Genomic DNA, 23,004 nt, shown 5'->3' with positions numbered 1-23,004 from the left:
TATAAAATGAAAAAATATAAATTATATCTGGTTGTTTCATTCATGTTGATGTTAACCACATCATGTAATGATTATTTAACACTAGAACCAGAAGATGACCTTGTTCAAGATGAATTTTGGCAAACAAAGGAGCAGGTATCTTCAGCTGTTGCTGCTTGTTATGCTTCCATGAATGTAAATAATTTTATCTCTAGGGTAATACAATGGGGAGAGTTAAGAGCTGATATGTTAATCGCCAAGAGTGGTAGTAGTTCTCAAGGATATATGTTGAAGAATGCGCTTACTGCTAGTAATTCATTAGTGAGTTGGAGTAACTTTTATACCACAATTAACTATTGCAATACTGTTTTGGCTTATGCCGATGAGGCAAAGGAATTAGACAAAACATTTACTGAGCTAGAGTTAAATAGGTATAAGGCTGAAGCAAAAGCCATACGCTCATTGGTTTATTTTATTCTAGTTCGTAATTTTAAGAAAGTACCATTGATTACAACAGCTACCTTAAGTGATCAAACCGATTTTTACGTTGCTAAAAATACCGAAGCAGAAATATTAACTCAGATCACCTCCGACTTAAACGATGCAGTTGAATATTTGGCAGATAGTTATACTGAAAGTGCAGCCTACGATAAAGGACGAATGACACAAGGTGCAGCATATTCTCTTCTAGCAGATATTTATTTATGGAATAATCAGTTTGATAAAGCCATTGATGCTTGCCAGTCGGTAATCGATTTGAATAAATATAGTTTGGTGGATGGCTCAGATTGGTTCGACCAAATATTTTTTGAAGGGAACTCATCCGAAGGTATTTTCGAACTTCAATTTAGCACTTCTTTTTCGGCAATGATTAATTATTATTACTATAGCTCTACTGCCGATTTTCAGACCTACACAAATATTACTGATTTGTATGAGGATCCAAATGATGTAAGAGCTGATAACACCACCTATGATAGCTCAACAGGTGCTATTTTTAAGTTTACAGGCGTTGATAGTAAAACAGGAGAATATAGAACAACTTCTGAATTTTATAATAATTGGATATTTTACCGATATGCCGATGTTTTGCTGATGCAAGCAGAAGGGTATTTATTATCTGACACACAGCAAGATCTTAATAAGGCTTATAATTTAATTAATCAAGTACACGAACGTGCAACAGGAACGGCTTCATTGGCTGAAATTTCTGTATCGGGACTAAAAGAAGAACTTTTATTAGAACGACAAATGGAATTGGCCTACGAAGGAAAGCGATGGTACGATTTATTACGTTTCGCACGTAGAAACAATTTTGAAGACCAAAATTTAATTACCGATTTGGTTGCGATCAAGGCAGGAGTTGATGATTACGAAGAGATAGAGAGTTACTATACAGATACAGCTTCTTATTTCTTACCTATCTATCAAGATGAAATTGACTTGAATCCTAATCTGGAGCAAAACCCTTATTATGAATATTAAAAAAAGCAAAATGATGAATAATTGGAAAACAATTTTCAGTTTGGCATTTATCGGTGTTTTAAGTGCTGTTATGTACAGTTGTGATGATGGTTTAAGTGAAGGCAACTATTTTACAACAGATACAACGACTCTTACAGAAACTTTAGAGGCTCAGCCCGAATCTTTTTCAGAATATATAACCATGCTTAAAAAAACAGGTTACTATAGTGCCTTAGAGTCTTATGGTTCATATACCTGTTTTGTTCCTGTAAATTCCGCCATTACAGCCTATATACAGGAGAGATGGGGAGTAAGTTCTATCGATGAACTCACAACCGACGAGCAAATTGATGCTTTAAAAACAATTGTAAAGTTTCATACCATGTCTACTAAAAAATTGTCTACCTCATTTTCCGAGGGACGTTTAACCGACACAACCTACTCTGGCGATTTTTTAACAACTTCCTTTTTAGAGGGAGGCGGTTTGGCAAATGTAACCATTAACCGACAGGCTCAGTTAGTAAACTATGATATAACAACAGATAATGGAGTGATACATAGTATTGACGAAGTACTAGATCCTTTTGTTGATGGTATTTCTACTGTGATAGAGACAGCAGGAAAGCATAGTATTTTTGTTGAAGCACTTAAGCAAACAGGTTATTACGATCAGTTTAATGAATTAACAACAGAGTCAGGTAATAAAATGAAGTATACAATTCTGGCCGAAACAGATTCTGTTTACGCATTATCTGGTGTTACTTCTTTTCAGGATTTAACTGATCTTATTTCTCCCAATGACAATGACTATGAAAATACGGAAAACCCGCTAAATATATTTGTTGGTTATCATGCTGCAGAAGCCTTTAGCTATTCATCTGATTTTTCAACTGGATTTATAAGTACTGTTTCAGAGGGAGATGCAGTAAAAGTGGAGAAAACAGATTTTTCTTTAAAATTAAATGAAACTGAAACTGGAGAAAATGATACCTGGGTTTCATTGGTAATGAGTGAGAGTAATTATCCGGCTAAAAATGGAGTATATCATACCGTTGATACAATAATGGATGTTTTTGTTCCTAAGGCTTCATATATTATTTGGGATCCAGCTTTCGATTCTGCTGAAGCAAAGGCCAAACTTGTAAATAGTTACGACAAGGTTACTCAGGATGCTTATGAAAATATTTATTGGTATCCAGAAGATAATTTGATACGGTATATGTGTAAAAATACCAATTGTAATCTTAATAGATGTGCACTGGGTTTATCTAATTGTGTGTATTATGAGTTTACTACACCGGTTATTCCAAAAGGTCAGTATGATTTCTTTGTTTGTGGAAATGGTTCTAAAAGGTCGCGTGGTGCTGCTCAAATATATTGGGACGATGAACCAATTGGTACTGTTTACGATTTAGTAATTAACACTACAACTATAGGTTGGCCAGACTCTACTGAAATGCAAGCTAACCATTGGAGACATGGATTAAAATCAATAACTAGAGTTAGTGATGGTGCTTCTCAGTATGATCAATCCACAGTATTAAGATTTCATATTACTGATGAGTTATTGTGCCCGGAACAAAAGCAGCATACCATTAAATTAGTAACGACCAGGTCTGGTGCTATGCCAATTGATTACTTCGAGTGGATTCCTGTAGAGTAATATTGAGCTATTAAAAAAATATGAAATATGACAAAAAAGTAATAAATATGAAATATATATATAATTATAAATTGGTCTATAGCCTTATTGCATCTATAGCGTTAGTATTCGCTACAGTGTCTTGTGATGATGAGGTTAGTGATGAGCATTTTAACCAGATTGATATTGCCTTAGAGCAAAATCTGAAATCACTCATTGCTGAAGATGCTGAGTTATCAACATTTTATAGCCTTTTACAGCAAACCGGTTACGATACCTTGTTAACCTACACACAAGCCTACACTGTGTGGGCACCTACTAACGATGCACTTGCAACTGTATCGGATGATATTTTAAATGATGCCGATGCATTATACCAGTTAATAGGTAATCATATCAGTAGATACTCTTACACTTCCAGCGATATTGCCAGTGAAGATATATTGGTGAAAATGTTTAACGATAAGTATGTCGAAAATTCAATGGTGGATGGTACGGTATATTTTGATGAGGCTGAGGTAATCGAAGGTGATAACTTAAGCAGTAATGGAATTTTGCATAAAATTGGAGATGTAGTTAGTGTAAAATCAAATATTTGGAACTACTTATCCGAAGCGGATGGTTTTTCTACATTGGTCGATTATATTTCCCAATACGAGTCGATTGTTTTTGATGCGGATGTAAGTACCATAATTGGTCAAAATTCATTGGGTAAAAATGTATACGATTCGGTTTTTATTAGCACCAACAGTTATTTCGATTTAGTTGGCGATTTAAATAATGAAGAAGAACGCCATTCGTATATAGCTCTATCAGATGATGTGTATGCTGTTGCTTATGATTCTTTTAAAGATTATTATCAACACCCTGTTGAAGATAGCACCATCACAAATGTTAACGCTACGCTTTTTAATAATTTGAATTTTGACGAGCTAAGCAACGATCAACTTGGTACTACTGTGTGCAATACTCTTGGTAACTGTGGTATTATTAATACTGGTTCTGTTGACGAAAGTATTAGGTTGAGTAATGGTAATATTTTGGCGGTTAATAATTTCGACCTTACTCCAGAAGATCTGGTCTATAAACCGATCAGGTACGAAGTAGAAAATTCGGCGAGAAGAACCGTAGGTGATGCAGTAGCTTTAACCATCAAAAAAGACTACGACATTACTGCTTCCGGATTATTTACTAACAAAATACAGTTAGATGAGAATCCTGATGACAAGGAAACCAATAATTATTTCGAAGTTGAGTTTAGCTACGTTTTGTCTGCCGATTATGATGTTTATATCAAGTTTTCTCCGATTGGCGCTTCTAAGGATACTAAATTAAAATTTGAATTTAGTTATACCGATGCTGATGCTAAAACTGTTACGAATGAAATAGAAAGTATAGTTATTGGTAACGAAGAAAATAGTTCAATGAAAATTGGAAGTACCTATACTAATCCTGTTTATGTAAATGATAACAGTGACAATAAGTATATCGTTAAGCTAAAGGTATTTGTTGATGTAAGTGAAGCAGAGCTAGTATTGTACGATCGTGTATTTGGCATTGATTATATAGAATTAGTTCCTGCAGAGTAATAATAAAACTAAATATTGATATGATGTATCAGTCTATTAAGATAAAACTTAAAAATATTTCAACCTGGATGTTTATCCTTGCATTAGCAGTTTCTGTGAATGTGCAGGGACAAACAGTCCAATCAGATACTATTAAAGGTGTCGTGTTTGATGCCGCATCAAATGAACCTTTAGTAGGGATCAACATTCGAATTGGTAATTCCGTTTCTGTAATTACCAATATCGAAGGAGAATACACTCTTGTAACTTCTGATGCCAACGCTACATTAGTAGTAAAAGGTGCAGATTATTCCATTAAAGAAGTGGCCTTAAAAGGAAGAAAAGAAGTAAATATCAAACTTCATAAGGATGGCTTCGAAACGGTTTATGGAGATGTTTTGATGCCTTTGGGCACCCAAACAAAAACTTCGGTAACCAGTTCAATAGTCTCTTTACAAGGCGATGTGCTAGCAACCGATAAGTCTATTGGTAACCTTATGAAGGGTAAAGCCTCTGGATTAAGAGTGATAGGACGCTCAGGAGTACCTGGAGTAGGTGTTAATATGTTTATTCGTGGATTAAGTTCGTTAAATGGTTCTTCTCGACCTCTTATTATTGTCGATGGTCAGATATTAGAATCTAGTACATTCTCTAATTCATTGATTGATGGTTTTGCTTACGATCCTTTAATAGATATTAATCCAAAAGATATTGCCAACATTACGGTAATTAAGGATGCAGCATCTATATATGGTTCTAAAGCTGGAAATGGAGTAATCCTGATTGAAACAACCAAAAATACAGACATTTCTACTAAAATTGATTTCTCGGTACAGGGAGGTGTTAATATAGCTCCTGATAATCTGCCGATGATGAATGGCAATGAGTACAAAAGCTTTTTGGTCGATCAGGTAGGAAGTTCAGGTTTGTATACCAATGATCAGGTTGCACAACTGCCTTACTTAAATGAAAATTCTTCGTACGAAAATTATTCAGCCTATCATAACGATACCAATTGGCAGGATGAAGTATTAAAAAATAGTTCTAGTCAGGATTATTACTTTAGAGTAACAGGTGGTGATGCTGTAGCAAAATATGGTCTATCTATCAGTTATGTTGATCAAAATGGAATTGTAGATAAAACATCTTCTGATCGTTTTTCTACTCGATTTAATGCCATTTCTAATATTACCGATAAGTTGTCTATCAATACTAACTTAAATGTTGGTTTTCAAAAAAACATATTGTTCGACGACGGCATGGTAGAGCGTTCATCGCCTATTTACACAGCTTTAATTAAATCACCCCTGCTTTCTCCATACGTGTATAATAGCACAGGTGATGTAACTACGAACTACTCTGATGTTGATGAAATTTCTGGTTATAGTAATCCTAAAGCGATTATTGATAATGTAAGCCAGGAAAATACTAATTATAAGTTGTTTGGTAGTTTTAATGTAGTGTATGAGTTTAATGAAAATTTTAAATTCAGTTCCTTATTAGGTGTAAACTACCTTAAAAACCGAGATGAAGTATTTTACCCAAGTAATGGGGTTACTTACGGAATTACCACCTATGGAGATACAACTTATCGTAGTTCAGAAATGAGACACGAAAGATTGTTAGCCATATTTAACGATTCACGTTTGAGTTATACTAAAAAGTTTAACAAACATGGTTTATCGGCCAATTTAGGAGCTCGTTTTAATTCTAATAACTACGAAAATTCTTATTCTTCAAGTGGAAACTCCTCTGATGATGAATTTACAGCATTAGAAGATGGATCTAGCAGTACTTATATTACTTCGGGTAGTGTGGGTAATTGGAAATCATTAGCAGTATATGCCAATGTTGATTATAGCTTCTTAGACCGGTATTTTTTAAGTTTAAATGCTTCGGCTGATGGTTCTTCTCGTTTTGGTGAAGAAATAGATGGAGGTTTAAAAATCTCAAACAACACTTTTGGTATCTTTCCTTCATTGGGAGCCGCTTGGATTGTTTCTTCAGAAAGCTTTATGAAAAACGTTGAGCTTATGGATCTTCTTAAGCTTAGAGCTAGTTATGGTTTAACTGGTAACGATGGTTTTGGTAATTATGTGGCTGAATCGTATTTTGTATCTACTCGATTTCTAGGAGGTACTGGTTTAGTGAGTGGTAACTTAGCAAACTCTAGTATTCAGTACGAAAGAACACGTAAGATGAATTTCGGAGTTGATTTAGCTCTTTTTAACGAGCGCCTGCAAATTACAGCTGATTACTTCGAAAACAATACCGATAAACTGCTAAATATTAAAGAGGTAAGCCCTATTTATGGTTATTCAAGTTATATAAATAATGATGGCGAACTTAAGAATAGTGGATTCGAAATTGGTTTTAATACTAGAATCATAAACGGAAAATCATTCCAGTGGGATGTAGCTGCTAGTATTTCAAAATATAAAAACAAAATTGTTTCCTTACCAGGAAGTACTAATATTTTTGATATCGATGGTGTTGATGCTACTATCTTAAATAAAGAAGGTTCTTCAATTGGACTATTCTATGGTTATAAAACAGATGGTATTTATAACTCTCAGAGCGAAGCCCAAGCTGATGGTTTAAGCTGGAAGGATGCACAAGGTTTCGACCAATCGTTTGTAGGTGGTGATGTTAAATTTGTAAATGTTGATGATTCTAATAATGAAATTAACGAAGATGACCGTGTAGTAATTGGTGATCCGAATCCTGATTTCACTGGAATGTTCAGCACTACCTTTAGCTATAAAAATGTATCTCTTTCAGGTTTATTTACCTTCAGTAAAGGAAACGACATTTACAATTCGTTAAGACGAAACTTGGAGTCAATGGAGAATTTCTCAAACCAAAGTTCGGCAGTTGCTAACCGTTGGCAAGTAGATGGTCAGAATACTGATATGCCTAGAGCTGAATATGGAGATCCTACAGGCAACTCTAGATTCTCTGATCGTTGGATTGAGGATGGTTCTTATATCAGATTAAAAACATTGTCTCTTGCTTATAGTCCTAAAATATTACAAAGTTTTATTCAGAACATTACTTTCTCTGTAACCGCTAATAACTTGTTAACTTTTACCGATTATTTAGGTTACGATCCTGAAGTAAGTATGTCTGGTACTAGTTATCAACAAGGTATTGATGCAGGTTTAACACCTCAGTATAAGTCAGTATTTTTTGGAATTAGAGTTGGCTTGTAAATAACAGATTAAAATTATCATGGATAAGTGTAAGACAAGTCCTATAAGAATTAAAAAACTCAGAGACATTATGTCTCTGGGTGATTTTACCAGCATCTTTCGCTGAATATGGACAGGCTTATCTTGATACTAATTTTAAATAGATGAAACCGGCATGGACAGTACAAGTAATTAGGCTCTCAAGAGGATGATTACAATTTGAACTGACTATCACCATTTTTCTAAATTATAAACAGATGAAAAATTATAAAAATATAATACTAAGTTTTCTCATAGCTTCTGTAACATTGGTTGCTTGTGATGACATATTTGAGGTAGATCCCGAAGAGGTTCTGTTAAAAGAGGATTATTTAGGCGACGATGAACTAGATGCCAGAGCATCCTTGTTTGGCGTACTTTCGTTAATGCAGGACGCTACAGAACAGTATTTTGTTTGGGGCGAAATGAGAGCCGATTTGGTTGACGTTACAGATCAAACCGAAGATGAATTGAGACAAATTGCTTTGCACCAAAATGATGAGGATAATAGCTATCTCGATCCTACCTTATTATATTCGATTGTAAATAATTGTAACTACGGACTCGAAGGTATTGATACCGTAGCTTACGATAACGATTTATTAGATGAGTATGTATCTATCTTAAGAGTAAGAACATGGGCACAGTTACAAATAGCCATTAATTTTGGTGAACTGCCTTTTATTACTTCTCCTATTGAAAGTTCTGATGATTTAACAAAAGAATATCCATTACTTAGTTTACCTGTAGCTATGGATAGCTTAATAAATGCATTACTTCCTTATTCTAATATCGAAAGTATAGATGCCGATGATTACGTTAGTTCGCAAGGCGCATACCTTTACAGAATGGTGCCAAATAATAATATTTTATTAGGTGAGCTTTATTTGTGGAGACAGAATTATACCATGGCAGCCACTTATTATAAAATGTATTTAGATGAAGTGGTTACCAGCGGAACATCTGCTTATAATTTAACAACCTCCTATGGTATTATACATTCTGAAAATAATGGCAACTATACAACTAGTAATGCCTGGGAGAACCTGTTCTCATCATCAACATCTGAATTGATTTTTTATACTTATTATACCGAGGATTACAGACAATATAATAATTTATATGACAATCTAGAGGAGCAAGTGATACCATCTGAAGCTATAAATTTAAATTGGAGCGTTCAGGAAAATATTTACGATGGTGTTGTATTCTCAGAAGGAGACTTTAGAGCTTCTGTTATGTTTGAAGATCAAAACCCCGATGATGCAATATCAAAACTTGATACTGACTTTTACAAGTACGATAGAGTATCACGAGTGTACCTTCGTTTGGCCGAAGCCATTAATGCTGCTGGATATCCAGCACATGCTTTATACATCATTAACAATGGTTTGTTGAATGAGTCAGGTGATTATCCTCAGTTTAGTGGTAATGCTCAGGCGTTTTTAAATTTCGATCCAGATAAGTATTACGTATTAAATTCGAGTGGAGTAGCTACTTCGGGTAACCTGGGAATTCGTGGTAGAGCGGGTTTAGCACCTGTTACTGTTGAAGGGGCTACTAGCCTAAGTGATTCAATAAAACAAGTTGATGCGTTAATTCTTAATGAGGCTGCTTTAGAACTTGCATTTGAAGGAACACGTTGGCCTGATTTAGTACGTTCTGCATTACGAAATAATGATGCTTCGATTGTGGCAGATGCTGTAGCTGCTAAATTTACTGCAGCAGGCGATTTATCGACAGCCGAAGTACTTAGAACTACTTTATCGAATAGTGAAAATTGGTTTTTACCATTAACCATACCAAGTAACTTTATTTCCTACGACGAAGAAGAGGAAGTAGAATAAACAAATAACATATAGATACAAAGGGGATGTTAATAACATCCCTTTTTTTTTAACCCTTTAAGCATCAAATAAAGTATTACATCGGTTAAAATATAGATAGTTAATTTTTCTCGCAATGGCTATGTTTATGAAAATATGGCAACCCGAATAAACAAAAAGACTTAAGATGGCTTCTGAACTAAATGGCAAAACCGTAGCTGCCAAAAAACTCGCCAAAAACAAACCCCAATATCCATATTCAAACAATTCTGTCATTGCTGCCAAAGATAAAAAAAGTTACAAGCTTAAGGGAGAAAGGTAAAAGTCATAAAACTTAATCTGCACATATTTCCATTTTACTTTTCAAGAGGCTTATAACGATCGAACTCTTCCAGACTTTTATTCTATCTTTGTAAAAAATTTATAAGATTATATATGGAAACTACACGACAAAGCAAAGTTTCAAGATTGTTGCTAAAAGATTTAAGCGAAATATTTCAAATGGAATCAAGAAATCTTTTTGGCGGTAAAATGATTTCGGTTACCACCGTTCGAATCAGCCCCGATTTAGGACTTGCAAAGGTTTTTCTTAGCGTTTTCCCTTCCAATGAAAGCGAAGCAACTCTTGTACTAATCAAAAAGAACACAAAAAATATTCGCCGAATTTTAGGCAATAAGGTCGGAAAACAACTTAGAATTGTTCCTGAATTAGCCTTTTTTGTAGACGATTCTCTCGACTATATCGAGAACATCGATAATCTACTTGCTTAATGGTCGCGTAAGTATTTTCATTTCTTCAATCCATTATATTTTGAATCTTCCTTTTCACATTGCCAAACGATACCTGTTTTCCAGAAAAAAACAGAATGTAATCAATGTCATTTCCATGATATCGGTTATTGGTGTGACAATTGGAACCATGGCTTTAGTTATTGTTCTATCGGTATTCAATGGTTTCGATGGATTAATTCGGAGTTTATTTGGAAGTTTCGATCCCGATCTGAAAATTCTTCCTGCTACTGGCAAAACCTTCGTTCCAGATTCCACTTTCGAACAGATCCGAAAAATGGAAACTGTAGTTTTCTACTCGGAAGTATTGGAAGAAAATGCGCTCCTAAAATACGGAAACAAACAACGGCCGGCAATTGTAAAAGGCGTAGACGAAGAGTTTACGCTTATGACAGGCATTGATACCATGATGGTTGAAGGCCAGTTTATTCTGAATAGCGGAAGATACAACTTTGCAGTTTTAGGTTATGGCGTTGCCCTCGATTTAGGGGTTGGTTTAAGCTTTACGGATTTTATTAAATTTTACGTTCCCAAACGAGATGCTAAATTAGGTCTGAACCCAATGGATGCGTTTAGCTCAGAGTTTTTATATCCTTCGGGTTATTTTACCATTCAGCAAGATTTCGATTCTCAATACGTATTGGTTCCTCTCCAATTTGCTCGCAATTTATTTGACTATAAGAAAGAAGTAAGTGCCATAGAGCTCGCCATTCAAAATCCGGAGGAAGTAGAAAAAGTTAAAGATGAAATTCAAAAGCTACTGGGCGATAAGTTTCAGGTTAAAAACCGATTCGAATTACATGACGTTCTGTTTAAAATGATGCAATCAGAAAAAATGGCCATCTTTTTTATTTTGGCCTTTATTCTTCTTATTGCTTCCTTTAATGTGATTGGTTCCTTAACCATGCTTATTTTAGATAAAAAGAAGGACATAGCCACGCTGAGAAGTATGGGAGCCGAAGAAAAAACAATTCAAAAAATCTTTCTTCTCGAAGGATGGCTCATTTCTATTATTGGCGCCACATCTGGCGTAACATTAGGACTTATTATCTGCTTTGTACAAATTAAATATGGACTGATAACCCTTTCGGGAAACGGCGCTTTTATTATGAATTCCTATCCAGTAGAGGTTCATTTTACCGATATTTTTATCATCTTTACAACTGTTGTTTTCATTGGATATGTCGCTTCGCGTTATCCGGTTCGCTACATCACCAAACGTTTCCTGCAATTCAATTAATTTAATTGGATGAGATACCAAAACATCATGCACTGCGTTTAAATTCTTGTGTAGTGAAACTACCTGTCTCAAATAGAACTAAAATATCATTAAAAATGAAAAAAATCCTTGTTTTTTGCTTTTTAGCACTTGGTTTTTCCTTCGTAACTAAAGCACAAGAAAAAGCCCTAACCTCAAAAGGAAAAGTTGTAAATCTCTACGAAAACGGTACTTGGGAATATGTAGAAAAAGATAATGGTGCCGACTCAACTGCTTTACACATTGAAAATTCGATTAAATCAGAATTTATCGAAACAGCTAATTCCAACGACAGTCTTATTCTGAAAGATGCTGAAATTGAAAAATGCACTTTTATAGAAGGACCAAGTGAAAAACTGAAAAAATATTTCAAGGATAGAAACATTGTTCAATGCAATTTCACTCTTCAGTCAAAAGATGGTGTTGCTCGTTTAACCACCGATTGGAGAATAATGAATGCCGAAGCCTATTCCTACTTTGGTTTTATTAAAAAAGACAGCTTTCTACGATTAGAATTATTGGGCGGTACGGTTGTCGACCTGGTATTTAAAGAGGAATTTTCACCTAAAGAATTCGAAAAGTATGGTTTTTCTACCTATTCGGCTCAACTCGAAATTACAAAGGATCAATTGGAATTGCTCAAGAATAAAATTGTAATGAAAGCAATTATGAATTGGAGCCGCCGAGCAGAAGAATACCAAATTGTTGCTCCTTCCTACTTTATTGAAGCCATTCCACAAATCACAGAATAATTCCATTACATGAAAAATTTAGTAATTATAACTCTAGTCCTTCTAGCTGCAGTAGCACCAGTAAATGCTCAAAAAAAAATAAGAACTCCTGATGGAAAAACTGTTTTGCTTTTTGATAATGGGACCTGGAAATACGAAGAAGTGAAAAAAAAGCCAGTCCAGAATGCTCCCCTAAGATCAAAGAAAGAAATCGATAAAGCTTTTATTTTTAGAGATGTTGAATTAAAACCACAAACTGTAATTCAAGGAGTCAGTGAAAAATTGGCAAAATTCTCTAAAACACAGAACCAAGTAAAATCAGAATTTCAAATTGCATCGAAAGGTGGAAAAGTAATTCTGAAAACCAATTGGAAAATAATGGACGAGGAAGGATTTCGCTTTTTCGGATTCATCACAAAAACATCAAAAATGATATTCACACTTTCCAATGGAGAGTTGGTTGAATTGCAATACAGGCGAAATTTTGAACCCAAAGAATATCCAAACTATAAGTTCACAACCTATACTGCCGAGCTGGAAATCAATCCGGAGCAAATCCGAAGGCTTCAAAAAGGATATCTGCAAAAAGTAGATATGATTTGGAGTCGACGAACCGAAAGCTATATGGTTTTCAATCCCGACTACTTTATTAACGAATTGCCTAAAATTATCCAATAAAAAAAAGACGCTTCGGCGTCTTTTTTTTTACTCATCCTCCATCTGAATGCTACCCCATTGTGTGGCTATTCTATCTAAAATCAGAACCAAATCGGCATAATGGTTTGCTCGAAGCATCTCAATTCTGGTATGCTTAAAGTTTACCAAACCTTTAAACATGCCTGCCATATGTCTTCGCATGTGCAGAATTCCTCTTATCTCATCAATCCACTCCATGGCCGCCTCAATTTGCTCTTTAAGCATTTCTACCTGCTGAGCTACCGTAGCTGGAGGCAATAACTCTCCTGTTTTAAAATAATGCTTTATATCTCGAAAAATCCAAGGCTTTCCAACCGAAGCACGACCAATCATGATGGCATCAACACCATACTTATCGAAAGCCTCTTTTGCCTTTACAGGATTCGTAATATCGCCATTGCCAATAATCGGAATGTGCATACGAGGGTTGTTCTTCACCTCGCCAATTAGGCTCCAGTCGGCTTCTCCTTTGTACATCTGACAACGTGTTCTGCCATGAATGGTCAAAGCCTGAATTCCCACATCTTGCAGTTGTTCTGCTAATTCTACAATAATTTTCGAATCCTCGTCCCAACCCAAGCGGGTTTTTACCGTTACCGGAATATTCACTGCCTTAACAACTGCTTCGGTAATCTTTAGCATTTGCGGTACATTCCTCATCATGCCCGAACCGGCTCCTTTGGTAGCTACCTTTCGCACCGGACAGCCAAAGTTCAAATCTATAAACTCAGGATTTGCAGCCTCAACAATCTTAGCAGCCTCAGCCATGGGGTCAACATCCTTGCCATATATTTGAATGGCAACAGGGCGCTCTTCCTCTAAAATGGTGAGTTTTTTCATGCTTCTATTTACAGAACGAACCAATGCATCAGCCGAAATAAATTCGGTATACATTAAATCGGCGCCATAGCGCTTACACAAAACTCGAAATGGCGGATTGGTAACATCCTCCATTGGCGCCAATAAAACTGGCCTATCCCCTAAATCCAGATTTCCTATCTTCACGTTGCTCTACTTTTTTATCTGAGCGCAAAGATAACAGAAAAATATTTCCCACTTGATATACTTCTTTCTACTTGTTACTTGCATCTTTCTGCTTCGCACTTGTACTTAATACTTAATACTATTTACTACTTTTGCTTTTCAAACCAAAAACAGATCGAACATGTTAAAAGGCTCTTTAGCTCATTACTCTCCTCTTTCGCAACTAATGATGAGCTTGCTTGTTGTTGTGGCTTCCTTTTCCTTATGCCTATTTGCTGGCAGCCTTCTCTCCTACATTATTTTTGATGTGAATATATTCAACAGTGCACAAAGTTTAGATATAAATTCTGCTTCGGCCAACATTGGGGTACTCAAATTCTATCAAGCCATCTATTCTGTGGGAATGTTTATTATTCCCCCTTTTATAATTGCCTGGTTCTTAAGTAGAAAAATAACATCCTATCTGTTTCTGAACCGAAAATTTATATCCTCCCAATTTATTTTAGCCGGTTTAACCATCATTTTCGCCTTACCAGCTATTAATTTATTAGCCGATATCAACTCTCATTTACAACTGCCCGAATTTCTTTCGGGTGTGGAAGAATGGATGAGAAATAGTGAAAGCCAAGCCGAAGAAATTACCAATAAATTCCTCGTGATGGAAACTCCATTCGATTTGTTGATCAACTTGATTCTAATTGCCCTGATTCCTGCATTGGGGGAAGAACTCTTATTTCGAGGGATTATTCAACGAGTATTTTCTGATATGGTAAAAAGTGTGCATTGGGGAATCCTAATTACTGCCTTTCTTTTTGCGGCATTACACATGCAATTTTTTGGTTTTTTACCCCGAATGGCAATGGGTGTTTTATTTGGTTATTTGCTAATTTGGACGCAAAATTTATGGGTACCTATTTTAGCCCACTTGCTGAACAATGGAATGGCAGTTTGCTTAACATACTTTATTCACAAAGGAGTACTTCCCAAGGACATTGAAAAATTTGGGGGAAACGATTCGGGATTTTGGGTCAGTGGATGCATCTCTCTTCTTATTATTACTTTACTTCTATTCGAATTATACAGGACTAGAGAAAGGCAAAACGGGTGAGTTCTCCTCTTCCATTTTTACCTGTTTCAATTTCTCTTTTTCACTCTTACGCCACACATACACAATTCCATACTCAGAACATTTTTTACGACGCTCTTCATCGGCTATACCCACAAATTTTTTTTCAATCTCATTCCAAATATCCAGAATTAGCTGGTCGGCTTCGTTGCGATATTCTGCTACTTTCTCCGAAAAGCGTTGCGTATTGTTCTGCAATGTTTTTTGATTGTCGAACGCTTCTTTAAAATTTTCGCAATTTACACGAACCAGGGCAATGGAAGGACTGTAAATAGGGTTTCCACCTGTTCTCATTCGTTCTTGTTCACCCTTAATTAATTTCTCACCCCATTCGATCACTTTCGCATCCTTTACCAAGGAAGGAGCCGATTTTGAATCTACTTTTAGTCCATAAAATTCGCGAACATTAGGTTTTAATTCCCCACGAATGATGGTGAAATTTAAAACCTGAATAAAATGAGAAACATACAAACGAGCCTTGCGCAACTTTTCACCGTATTCCTTACTTCTAATGGATTGCTGTTTTGAGGCCTGCCTATGATTTCGAATGGCCATTTCGTAATGAGGCAAAAATGTTTCCAATTTCTGTAAAAGAATAAAGGAAAAAGCAAGATCGTAACGATTGGTACGATAACTACTATCAAGGGCTGATTTTAATGCACGAACACGTGCTGAATCAGTATTTGGAAGTCTTCTATATGGCATAAAAAAAATATCTAGAAATGAAAACCTAAGGGTTAAAGCGAATGTACTAAAAATATGTCAAGCATACATGCCATTCGCACTCATTGCCTCTGCTTTTTTACCAAATCCTATTTAACTTCTATCAACACCCTGTTTCAGTTGAGATAGATCTGATATTATATTCCACAATAGAATCGAATAGTTTCCTTCCCAAAGAAAATACAGTCTTTGTAGAGTAATTCTACAGAATATTCCCCAATTCCACACAAAATCGAAATGAAAATAAAACTCAATCCTAATCTTTTATTCTACTTCACAAAACTTGTTACACCCATTTTTACAAGTCTTTAGCAAACCTATGAAAAAATTCGCAAGCCCATTAAGCAGATTGGTATCCTATTTGTTCGTTTTACTTGAGTTTAATCTAAACCTATTTTTAGTTGACGAAGATTAATCGCAAACCAGATATTTTTTACTTAAAATTTAAAGTTATGAAACGAAACATGCTTGCCTTTGGGACTATATTATTTTTTTCGGTAGCCCTCTTTAGCTGCTCAGAAAGCTCGGATAGTAATACTGAAAACGATCTTACTCTAGAAGAATCTTTAACTGCAAAAACAAGCACTTTAAGCACTGCTGTTAGCACAATCACCGAATCGAAAGGATATGAAATTCTTACCTTAAGCGATTCGGATACTAAAACAAGTACCGAAGATGATGACAGTAGGTTTTCTGCAGCAATCACTCTTGACGATATCAAAGGTGTTTACGAATACAGTGCCGCTATTGCTGAAGATACCACAGAAACAAAAATGTCGTATAATAGTAAATTTGAAAAAACTGGAGACAGCGATAATTTTGTTGTAAAATTGCCAAAAGAAAAAGCAAACAATCCGTGGAATTTGTATTTGGAAGAAGAAGGTGATAGTACCTTAGTAAACGACTTTGTAATTACTACTACACAATACAACTATTCTTTTTCAGGTGGTTTTGAATTTAACTATTTGCTAAACTCATCCATCGAAGTGGAAGAAGAGGCTGCTGGTGAATTGTACGTAAATTGGTCTATTTCTGAGGATTTAAATTATGAATATGAATCGAAATATACCTTTACCGATGATTATTCTGTAGGAATAGAATTTCAGTATGGCGATACCGTACAGTATGCTTACATGCTGAAAAATGGTGAAGATGTGCTATTTAAAGAGGCTCTTAGCTTTTACAAAAACGACGAAGAAAACGGAAGATCATACGAATATACTTTAGCCATAGGTGCTATTGAAATTGTAAAGAGTTCAAGTAGCGATTCCTATCTTGTTTATCAAGATGGAGAACTTCAGGAAGATGCAATTATTGAAGTGGTTTCAGACACAAGTGAATCTACTGATGATGAGCATGTTTTCTGCAGAAAAGGACTAGACTTGCAAATTACTTTCGCTGATGGATCGGTTGTTATCCTATCTGAGTTATTAGGGGATGGAACTCTTGATAAAATGACTGAAATATTCAGTTCGATGTACGACATGTACTTTGTGAATCATGTAGTAAACAAAGTAGCTCATGAAGCCTACTATATGAACAATAGTGAAGACTAAGATAAGATCTAAAAAAATTGTAAATCCGGTCATTCGACCGGATTTTTTTAGCCCCATACTAAAAACTGAATGTTAATATGCTTACTCCGAAATCCATTTCACATCCCGTAGTTTTCTCTTTACTAAGCCTATTACTCCTATTAATCTTTTCAGCTCATTCTTCCCAATTATACAGTCAAAACCCAAATGAATTTCCTCAAGTGGGTAAGGCTAGTTTCTATGCCAACAAATTTGAAGGCAAGAAAACAGCAAGCGGAGAGATATATCTTCATAAAGACTATACTGCAGCCCACAGAAGCCTTCCTTTTGGAACATGGGTAAAAGTTTAATTTGGGCAACAACAAGGCTGTAATAGTCCGCATAAACGATCGTGGACCCTTTACTAAAGGCAGAATCATAGATCTATCAAAATCGGCAATAAAAGAGATAGGTAATATCAATGAGGGAGTGTTTGCTGTTTCTGTCGAAATTTATCAAAAGGATTTTGAAATGATACCCATACAGTACATCTCAGATCCGATTCCTTTCAAAGAGGAAATGTTGTTTGTTTTTGAATAGCTACAAATATCAGTACAAAAAAAGAGCGTTACCCATGGGTAACGCTCTCGATATTTGGATTACAGTCTAATTAATCCTTAATTTTTGCTACTAAGAACTCACGGTTCAAACGAGCGATGTTTGCAATTGAAATTCCCTTAGGGCATTCCACTTCACAAGCTCCGGTATTGGTACAGTTACCAAATCCCATTTCGTCCATTTTTGCCACCATGCTCTTCGCACGACGAGCAGCTTCAACACGACCTTGAGGAAGTTTAGCAAGGTGAGATACCTTAGCTGAAACAAACAACATTGCCGATGAGTTTTTACAAGTAGCCACACAAGCACCACAACCAATACAAGCTGCAGCATCCATAGCTTCCTCAGCATCGTCCTGAGAAATTGCAATTGCGTTACCATCTGGTACACCACCTGTATTCACAGAAATGTAACCACCTGCCTGAAGAATTTGTTCGAAAGCAGTACGATCTACCATTAAATCTTTGATTACTGGAAATGCTCCAGCTCTCCAAGGCTCAATGGTAATAGTTGCACCATCTTCGAATTTACGCATGTGTAACTGACAAGTAGTAATATCGTCATCTGGTCCATGAGCACGTCCATCGATGAACAAGCTACACATTCCGCAGATACCTTCTCTACAATCGTGATCGAAAGCAATCGGCTCAGTTCCACCATTAATCAACTCTTCATTCAAGATGTCAAGCATCTCCAAAAATGAAGTTCCTGTTGATATATTATTGATTTTGTAAGTCTCGAACTTACCCTGGGCTTTGGCATTCTTCTGACGCCAAACCTTAATCGTTAATTCTTTTAATATCTTGTCTGCCATAACTTACTTGTATGAACGTTGAGTTAATTTCACATTCTCGAATACTAATTCTTCCTTATTCAACTTAGGAGTTTTTCCTTCGCCCTGGTATTCCCAAGCCGATACATAAGCAAAGTTTTCATCATCACGTTTAGCTTCACCTTCTTCAGTAGTCGATTCCTCGCGATAGTGACCACCACAAGATTCTTTACGATCCAAAGCATCATAAGCTAATAATTCTCCCAACTCAAGGAAGTCAGCAACACGTCCAGCTTTTTCCAATTCAATATTCATAGCATCATAGTCGCCAGGAATACGAAGATCTTTGTAGAAATCTTCACGAATTTCTTTGATTTCTTTAATTGCTAATTTTAAGCCTTCTTCGTTACGAGCCATTCCAACATATTCCCACATTACATGACCTAAACGTTTGTGGAAAGAATCTACTGTCTTGCTACCTTTAATATTGAATAAACGAGTCATTCGATCGCTAACAGCTTTTTCTTTTTTCACGAACTCAGCATGATTTATATCAATACGAGGAACTTGAATTTCATCAGCCAAATAATCACCTATTGTGTATGGCAATACGAAATAACCATCAGCTAAACCTTGCATCAAAGCAGAAGCTCCTAAACGGTTAGCTCCGTGATCGGAGAAGTTAGCCTCACCAATTGCATACAAACCAGGAACGTTAGTCATCAAGTTGTAATCTACCCAAAGTCCACCCATTGTGTAGTGAATAGCTGGATAAATTTGCATTGGTAATTCGTAAGGATTCGCTGCAGTAATTTTTTCATACATCTGAAACAAGTTACCGTAACGAGCTTCGATTACATCTTTTCCTAATCTTTCGATAGAATATTTGAAATCAAGATAAACTGCTTTACCTGTCTCGTTAACTCCGAAACCTGCATCACATCTTTCCTTAGCAGCACGAGATGCAACATCACGAGGAACCAAGTTACCATAAGATGGATATCTTCTTTCCAGGTAAAAATCACGATCCTCTTCAGGAATATCATTCGCAGTTATCTGACCTTTTTGCAATTTAACTGCATCTTCTTTTTTCTTTGGAGTCCAAACACGACCATCGTTACGTAATGATTCTGACATCAAAGTCAGTTTCGATTGCTGTTCTCCGTGAATTGGAATACATGTTGGGTGAATTTGCACGTAGCAAGGATTCGCAAAACAAGCACCATTTTTATAGGCTTGCCATGCAGCTCCAGCGTTACATCCCATTGCATTTGTTGATAGGAAGAATACATTACTGTATCCACCAGTTGCAAGAACTACCGCATGAGCACTATGACGTTCTATTTCACCAGTAACCAGGTTACGAGTAATAATACCACGAGCTTTTCCATCGATGATTACGATATCTAAAAGCTCATTACGTTCGTGCATTTCAATTTGTCCTTGTCCGATCATACGATTCATAGAAGCGTAACAACCTAACAATAACTGCTGTCCGGTTTGACCTCTAGCATAGAAAGTACGACTTACCAATACCCCACCAAATGAACGGTTAGATAATGTTCCACCATACTCACGTGCAAAAGGAACACCTTGAGCAACACATTGGTCGATGATATCGCCACTAACTTCAGCTAAACGATGAACGTTTGCCTCGCGAGCACGATAGTCACCCCCTTTAATTGTATCGTAAAATAAACGAAAAACTGAATCGTTATCGTTCTGATAATTTTTAGCAGCGTTAATACCACCCTGAGCAGCAATAGAGTGAGCTCTACGACCTGAATCCTGATAGCAAAATGCTTTGACATTATATCCCATTTCTGCCATTGAAGCGGCAGCAGATCCACCGGCTAAACCAGTTCCCACAATGATAACATCTAACTTTCTTTTATTCGAAGGGCTAACCACCTTAATGGCTGCCTTATGCTGTGACCACTTTTCAGCTAATGGTCCGGCTGGAATTTTTGAATTTAATACTGTCATAACCGTTTTTTATTATTAAGCAAAAAAGTGTAAATACAATGGAATGATTGTGAATCCAGCAGCAACAAAAATTGCATAGATGTAACCAACTTTTTCCAATCTTGCTCTCCAAATACTATTGCTTAAACCAACTGATTGGAAAGCTGACCAAAATCCGTGAGCCAAATGAAGTCCCAACAGAATAGCACCCAATACATACAATGCGGTATAAACCATTCCCATAGTTCCTGTTGTAAATAAAGCAACAACTAGATCATAGTCGCTTGCTACTTCACCCAATCCTGTAATTTGAATTGGTACAAAGAAATGCATCAAGTGCATAGCGATGAAAACCAAAACCAAACCACCCAAAACAAACATGTTTCGTGACGACCAGGTACTGCTTTCTTTCAAATCCTGAGATGCATACTTCTGTGGACGAGCTTTCTGATTTTGTAGGGTTAAAATTATCGCATAAATAATATGGATAATAAAACCACCCGCCAAAACAGGCTGCAAACCAAAACGAATTATTGGCAAGGACATGAAATGCGCTCCGGCATTAAACAACTCTCCCGTACTGTCAAACATTAGGAAGGAGTTCAATATCAGGTGTACTAAGATAAATAGCACAAGAAAAAGTCCTGACAAACTCATTATCAACTTCTTCCCAATAGAAGAACTTAAAAAACTGCTCATAAGTTTAAAGATTTAATTAGACTGCTTTTTTGTAAACGTTACTATTTTAATGCGCAAATGTATATGCAATCAGGCAATGAAACGATATTTAGGAACATATCCTTATTTATTTAGATTGATTCTATAACAAGGCTATTTTTCAGATTATTAGATTTTTAGATGTTGAAATAAGGATATGAATCTAATAATTAGTGAATTGCAGAATTAATTCCTTAATGCTTTCGCCTCAAAGTTCGCAAGTTATCAAATATTTATATGTTATAGAACAATCTTTATAAGATATTATTTTAATTTAGAATCGTTAATCATTAATAAAAACTCAAGCATTAACAGGGAAAAAATGCAATTTAATTGCTGTAGCGCGATTAGTGGAACAAAAATCCTGAACAGAATAAAAAGCATAATAATTCCTTTAATGGATGAAAAATATAAACAATAAAAACATTTGAATAAAAAAGCAACAATCACATGGATCAATTCTTAGAACTTAACGACTACAAACTGCGATATAGAGACCAAGGCAAAGGCAATACAGTAGTTTTTTTGCATGGTTATTTAGAATCTCTGGAAACATTTGAGACTTTTACCAAGGATTTGTCACGTTTGGCTCGGGTAATCACTCTTGATTTACCAGGACATGGCCTATCGGAGTTAACTAATGATTCCTGTAGCATTGAAGAAATGGCCGAAGCTGTGAATGAGCTTGCCAATCATCTTCAACTTCAAAAAATCAACCTTATTGGTCACTCTATGGGTGGATACGTAGCCTTGGCTTTCGCCGATAAATACGTAGATAAATTGGAAAGTTTCTGTTTGTTTCACTCCTCGCCTAATGCCGACACTGATGATAAGAAGGCAAATCGACAGCGAGAAATTGAGCTGGTTCTGCAAGGCAAAAAGGAATTGATATGCAAAAGCAATATACCTAAAACCTTCTCGAATAAAAATCAGAATAAATATGCTCACGAAATAAAACGAATAACAGAGATTGCCTGCAAAACATCTGACAAAGGAATTATTGCCGCTCTAAATGCAATGATGAATCGACCTGATAGAAACAAAGTGTTAAAAGCATTGAATATGCCTAAAGTGAGCATTATGGGCAAGGAAGATAATTTTATTCCTTTGAAAGTGGCTGGAGAAATTGCAAAAGAAAACGGACTAACTCCTTTCGTACTTCAAACCTCGGGACACATGGGGTTTATTGAGCAGCGCCAGGAATGCCTGCGAGAGATTTTTAGAATAATTTATGAATGCTAGTAGTGTGTTTGCAAAAAATTGAGCAGTATCCCATAAAGTGTGTAAGTAAAGTTATTCTGATTTTTTCGGAGCCCTTTTCTAGCTCAAGAAAAAAATTGGAAATAACTTTACGTTAGTCTCATATTAAAAGCACACTTATTATGGAACCAAAAGATTTATT

20 protein-coding genes are annotated in these 23,004 nt (G+C 35.9%); 14 read left to right on the top strand and 6 right to left on the bottom strand.

The annotated features are described in order from the left end of the window. Positions 1–6 precede the first annotated feature (6 nt). The 5 genes from ABYT26_RS09910 to ABYT26_RS09890 all read left to right on the top strand — a co-directional run bounded on the left by ABYT26_RS09910 (position 7) and on the right by ABYT26_RS09890 (position 9,730). Complete coding sequence (locus tag ABYT26_RS09910; RefSeq protein ID WP_372753386.1) at positions 7–1,464, top strand: RagB/SusD family nutrient uptake outer membrane protein; 1,458 nt, start codon at positions 7–9, stop codon at positions 1,462–1,464. Then, the gene (locus ABYT26_RS09905; RefSeq protein WP_372753384.1) at positions 1,454–3,106 is read left to right on the top strand and encodes a fasciclin domain-containing protein; all 1,653 of its coding nucleotides are present in this window, start codon (positions 1,454–1,456) and stop codon (positions 3,104–3,106) included. The genes ABYT26_RS09910 and ABYT26_RS09905 overlap by 11 nt, the downstream gene beginning before the upstream one ends. A 47-nt stretch (positions 3,107–3,153) precedes the next feature. Continuing rightward, positions 3,154–4,674, top strand: a complete 1,521-nt coding sequence (locus ABYT26_RS09900; protein ID WP_372753382.1) for a fasciclin domain-containing protein — start codon at positions 3,154–3,156, stop codon at positions 4,672–4,674. Positions 4,675–4,694: 20 nt separating this feature from the next. After that, entirely contained in the window at positions 4,695–7,865 is a 3,171-nt protein-coding gene (locus ABYT26_RS09895) for a SusC/RagA family TonB-linked outer membrane protein (protein ID WP_372753380.1), read from the top strand. A gap of 236 nt (positions 7,866–8,101) precedes the next feature. Next, positions 8,102–9,730 (top strand): RagB/SusD family nutrient uptake outer membrane protein, encoded by a 1,629-nt coding sequence (locus ABYT26_RS09890; RefSeq protein ID WP_372753378.1) that lies wholly within the window; start codon positions 8,102–8,104, stop codon positions 9,728–9,730. 57 nt (positions 9,731–9,787) lie between these two features. Here the strand turns inward: ABYT26_RS09890 and ABYT26_RS09885 are convergent, their stop codons facing one another. Beyond that, positions 9,788–9,985, bottom strand: a complete 198-nt coding sequence (locus ABYT26_RS09885; RefSeq protein WP_372753376.1) for a hypothetical protein — start codon at positions 9,983–9,985, stop codon at positions 9,788–9,790. A gap of 159 nt (positions 9,986–10,144) precedes the next feature. Between ABYT26_RS09885 and rbfA the strand changes: the two genes are divergently transcribed. The 4 genes from rbfA (at position 10,145) to ABYT26_RS09865 (ending at position 13,165) form a co-directional block, all read left to right on the top strand. Continuing rightward, the gene (rbfA, locus tag ABYT26_RS09880; protein ID WP_372753374.1) at positions 10,145–10,480 is read left to right on the top strand and encodes a 30S ribosome-binding factor RbfA; all 336 of its coding nucleotides are present in this window, start codon (positions 10,145–10,147) and stop codon (positions 10,478–10,480) included. Between the two features lie 40 nt (positions 10,481–10,520). Beyond that, positions 10,521–11,738 carry an FtsX-like permease family protein gene (locus tag ABYT26_RS09875; RefSeq protein WP_372753372.1) on the top strand — a complete coding sequence of 406 codons (1,218 nt, stop codon included), beginning with the start codon at positions 10,521–10,523 and terminating at the stop codon, positions 11,736–11,738. A 95-nt stretch (positions 11,739–11,833) separates the two neighbouring features. Further along, a complete protein-coding gene (locus ABYT26_RS09870) occupies positions 11,834–12,508 on the top strand; it encodes a hypothetical protein (RefSeq protein WP_372753370.1) in 675 nt (224 codons plus the stop codon). A 9-nt stretch (positions 12,509–12,517) separates the two neighbouring features. Further along, positions 12,518–13,165, top strand: a complete 648-nt coding sequence (locus ABYT26_RS09865; protein WP_372753368.1) for a hypothetical protein — start codon at positions 12,518–12,520, stop codon at positions 13,163–13,165. 27 nt (positions 13,166–13,192) lie between these two features. Here ABYT26_RS09865 and dusB read toward each other — a convergent pair whose 3' ends face one another. After that, on the bottom strand, positions 13,193–14,188 hold the full coding sequence (dusB, locus tag ABYT26_RS09860) for a tRNA dihydrouridine synthase DusB (protein ID WP_372753366.1): 996 nt from the start codon (positions 14,186–14,188) through the stop codon (positions 13,193–13,195). 160 nt (positions 14,189–14,348) lie between these two features. Here dusB and ABYT26_RS09855 point away from each other — a divergent pair, with 160 nt between their 5' ends. After that, positions 14,349–15,275, top strand: coding sequence for a lysostaphin resistance A-like protein (locus ABYT26_RS09855; RefSeq protein ID WP_372753364.1), 927 nt, complete (start codon positions 14,349–14,351; stop codon positions 15,273–15,275). On the opposite strand, the gene ABYT26_RS09850 is transcribed toward ABYT26_RS09855, so the two are convergent. Then, the gene (locus tag ABYT26_RS09850; protein ID WP_372753363.1) at positions 15,243–15,998 is read right to left on the bottom strand and encodes a hypothetical protein; all 756 of its coding nucleotides are present in this window, start codon (positions 15,996–15,998) and stop codon (positions 15,243–15,245) included. The genes ABYT26_RS09855 and ABYT26_RS09850 overlap by 33 nt on opposite strands. 470 nt (positions 15,999–16,468) lie before the next feature. On the opposite strand from ABYT26_RS09850, the gene ABYT26_RS09845 reads away from it, so the two are divergent. The 3 genes from ABYT26_RS09845 (at position 16,469) to ABYT26_RS09835 (ending at position 18,130) form a co-directional block, all read left to right on the top strand. Further along, positions 16,469–17,572, top strand: a complete 1,104-nt coding sequence (locus tag ABYT26_RS09845; RefSeq protein ID WP_372753361.1) for a hypothetical protein — start codon at positions 16,469–16,471, stop codon at positions 17,570–17,572. A 77-nt stretch (positions 17,573–17,649) separates the two neighbouring features. After that, the gene (locus ABYT26_RS09840; RefSeq protein WP_372753360.1) at positions 17,650–17,901 is read left to right on the top strand and encodes a septal ring lytic transglycosylase RlpA family protein; all 252 of its coding nucleotides are present in this window, start codon (positions 17,650–17,652) and stop codon (positions 17,899–17,901) included. Position 17,902: 1 nt separating this feature from the next. Beyond that, positions 17,903–18,130, top strand: a complete 228-nt coding sequence (locus tag ABYT26_RS09835) for a septal ring lytic transglycosylase RlpA family protein (RefSeq protein WP_372753358.1) — start codon at positions 17,903–17,905, stop codon at positions 18,128–18,130. Between the two features lie 70 nt (positions 18,131–18,200). On the opposite strand, the gene ABYT26_RS09830 is transcribed toward ABYT26_RS09835, so the two are convergent. The 3 genes from ABYT26_RS09830 to ABYT26_RS09820 are packed head-to-tail and all read right to left on the bottom strand — an operon-like array spanning position 18,201 to position 21,584. Beyond that, positions 18,201–18,962, bottom strand: a complete 762-nt coding sequence (locus ABYT26_RS09830; RefSeq protein WP_372753356.1) for a succinate dehydrogenase/fumarate reductase iron-sulfur subunit — start codon at positions 18,960–18,962, stop codon at positions 18,201–18,203. Between the two features lie 3 nt (positions 18,963–18,965). Continuing rightward, complete coding sequence (locus tag ABYT26_RS09825) at positions 18,966–20,906, bottom strand: fumarate reductase/succinate dehydrogenase flavoprotein subunit (protein WP_372753354.1); 1,941 nt, start codon at positions 20,904–20,906, stop codon at positions 18,966–18,968. Between the two features lie 15 nt (positions 20,907–20,921). Continuing rightward, on the bottom strand, positions 20,922–21,584 hold the full coding sequence (locus ABYT26_RS09820; protein ID WP_372753352.1) for a succinate dehydrogenase cytochrome b subunit: 663 nt from the start codon (positions 21,582–21,584) through the stop codon (positions 20,922–20,924). Positions 21,585–22,052: 468 nt separating this feature from the next. Here ABYT26_RS09820 and ABYT26_RS09815 point away from each other — a divergent pair, with 468 nt between their 5' ends. After that, positions 22,053–22,844 carry an alpha/beta fold hydrolase gene (locus ABYT26_RS09815; protein WP_372753350.1) on the top strand — a complete coding sequence of 264 codons (792 nt, stop codon included), beginning with the start codon at positions 22,053–22,055 and terminating at the stop codon, positions 22,842–22,844. Positions 22,845–23,004 lie beyond the last annotated feature (160 nt).

This window comes from Labilibaculum sp. (assembly GCF_041595635.1).
GTDB lineage: Bacteria > Bacteroidota > Bacteroidia > Bacteroidales > Marinifilaceae > Labilibaculum.
Note: the sequence above shows the minus strand (reverse complement) of the source record. Positions and strands in the feature narration are given on the sequence as shown.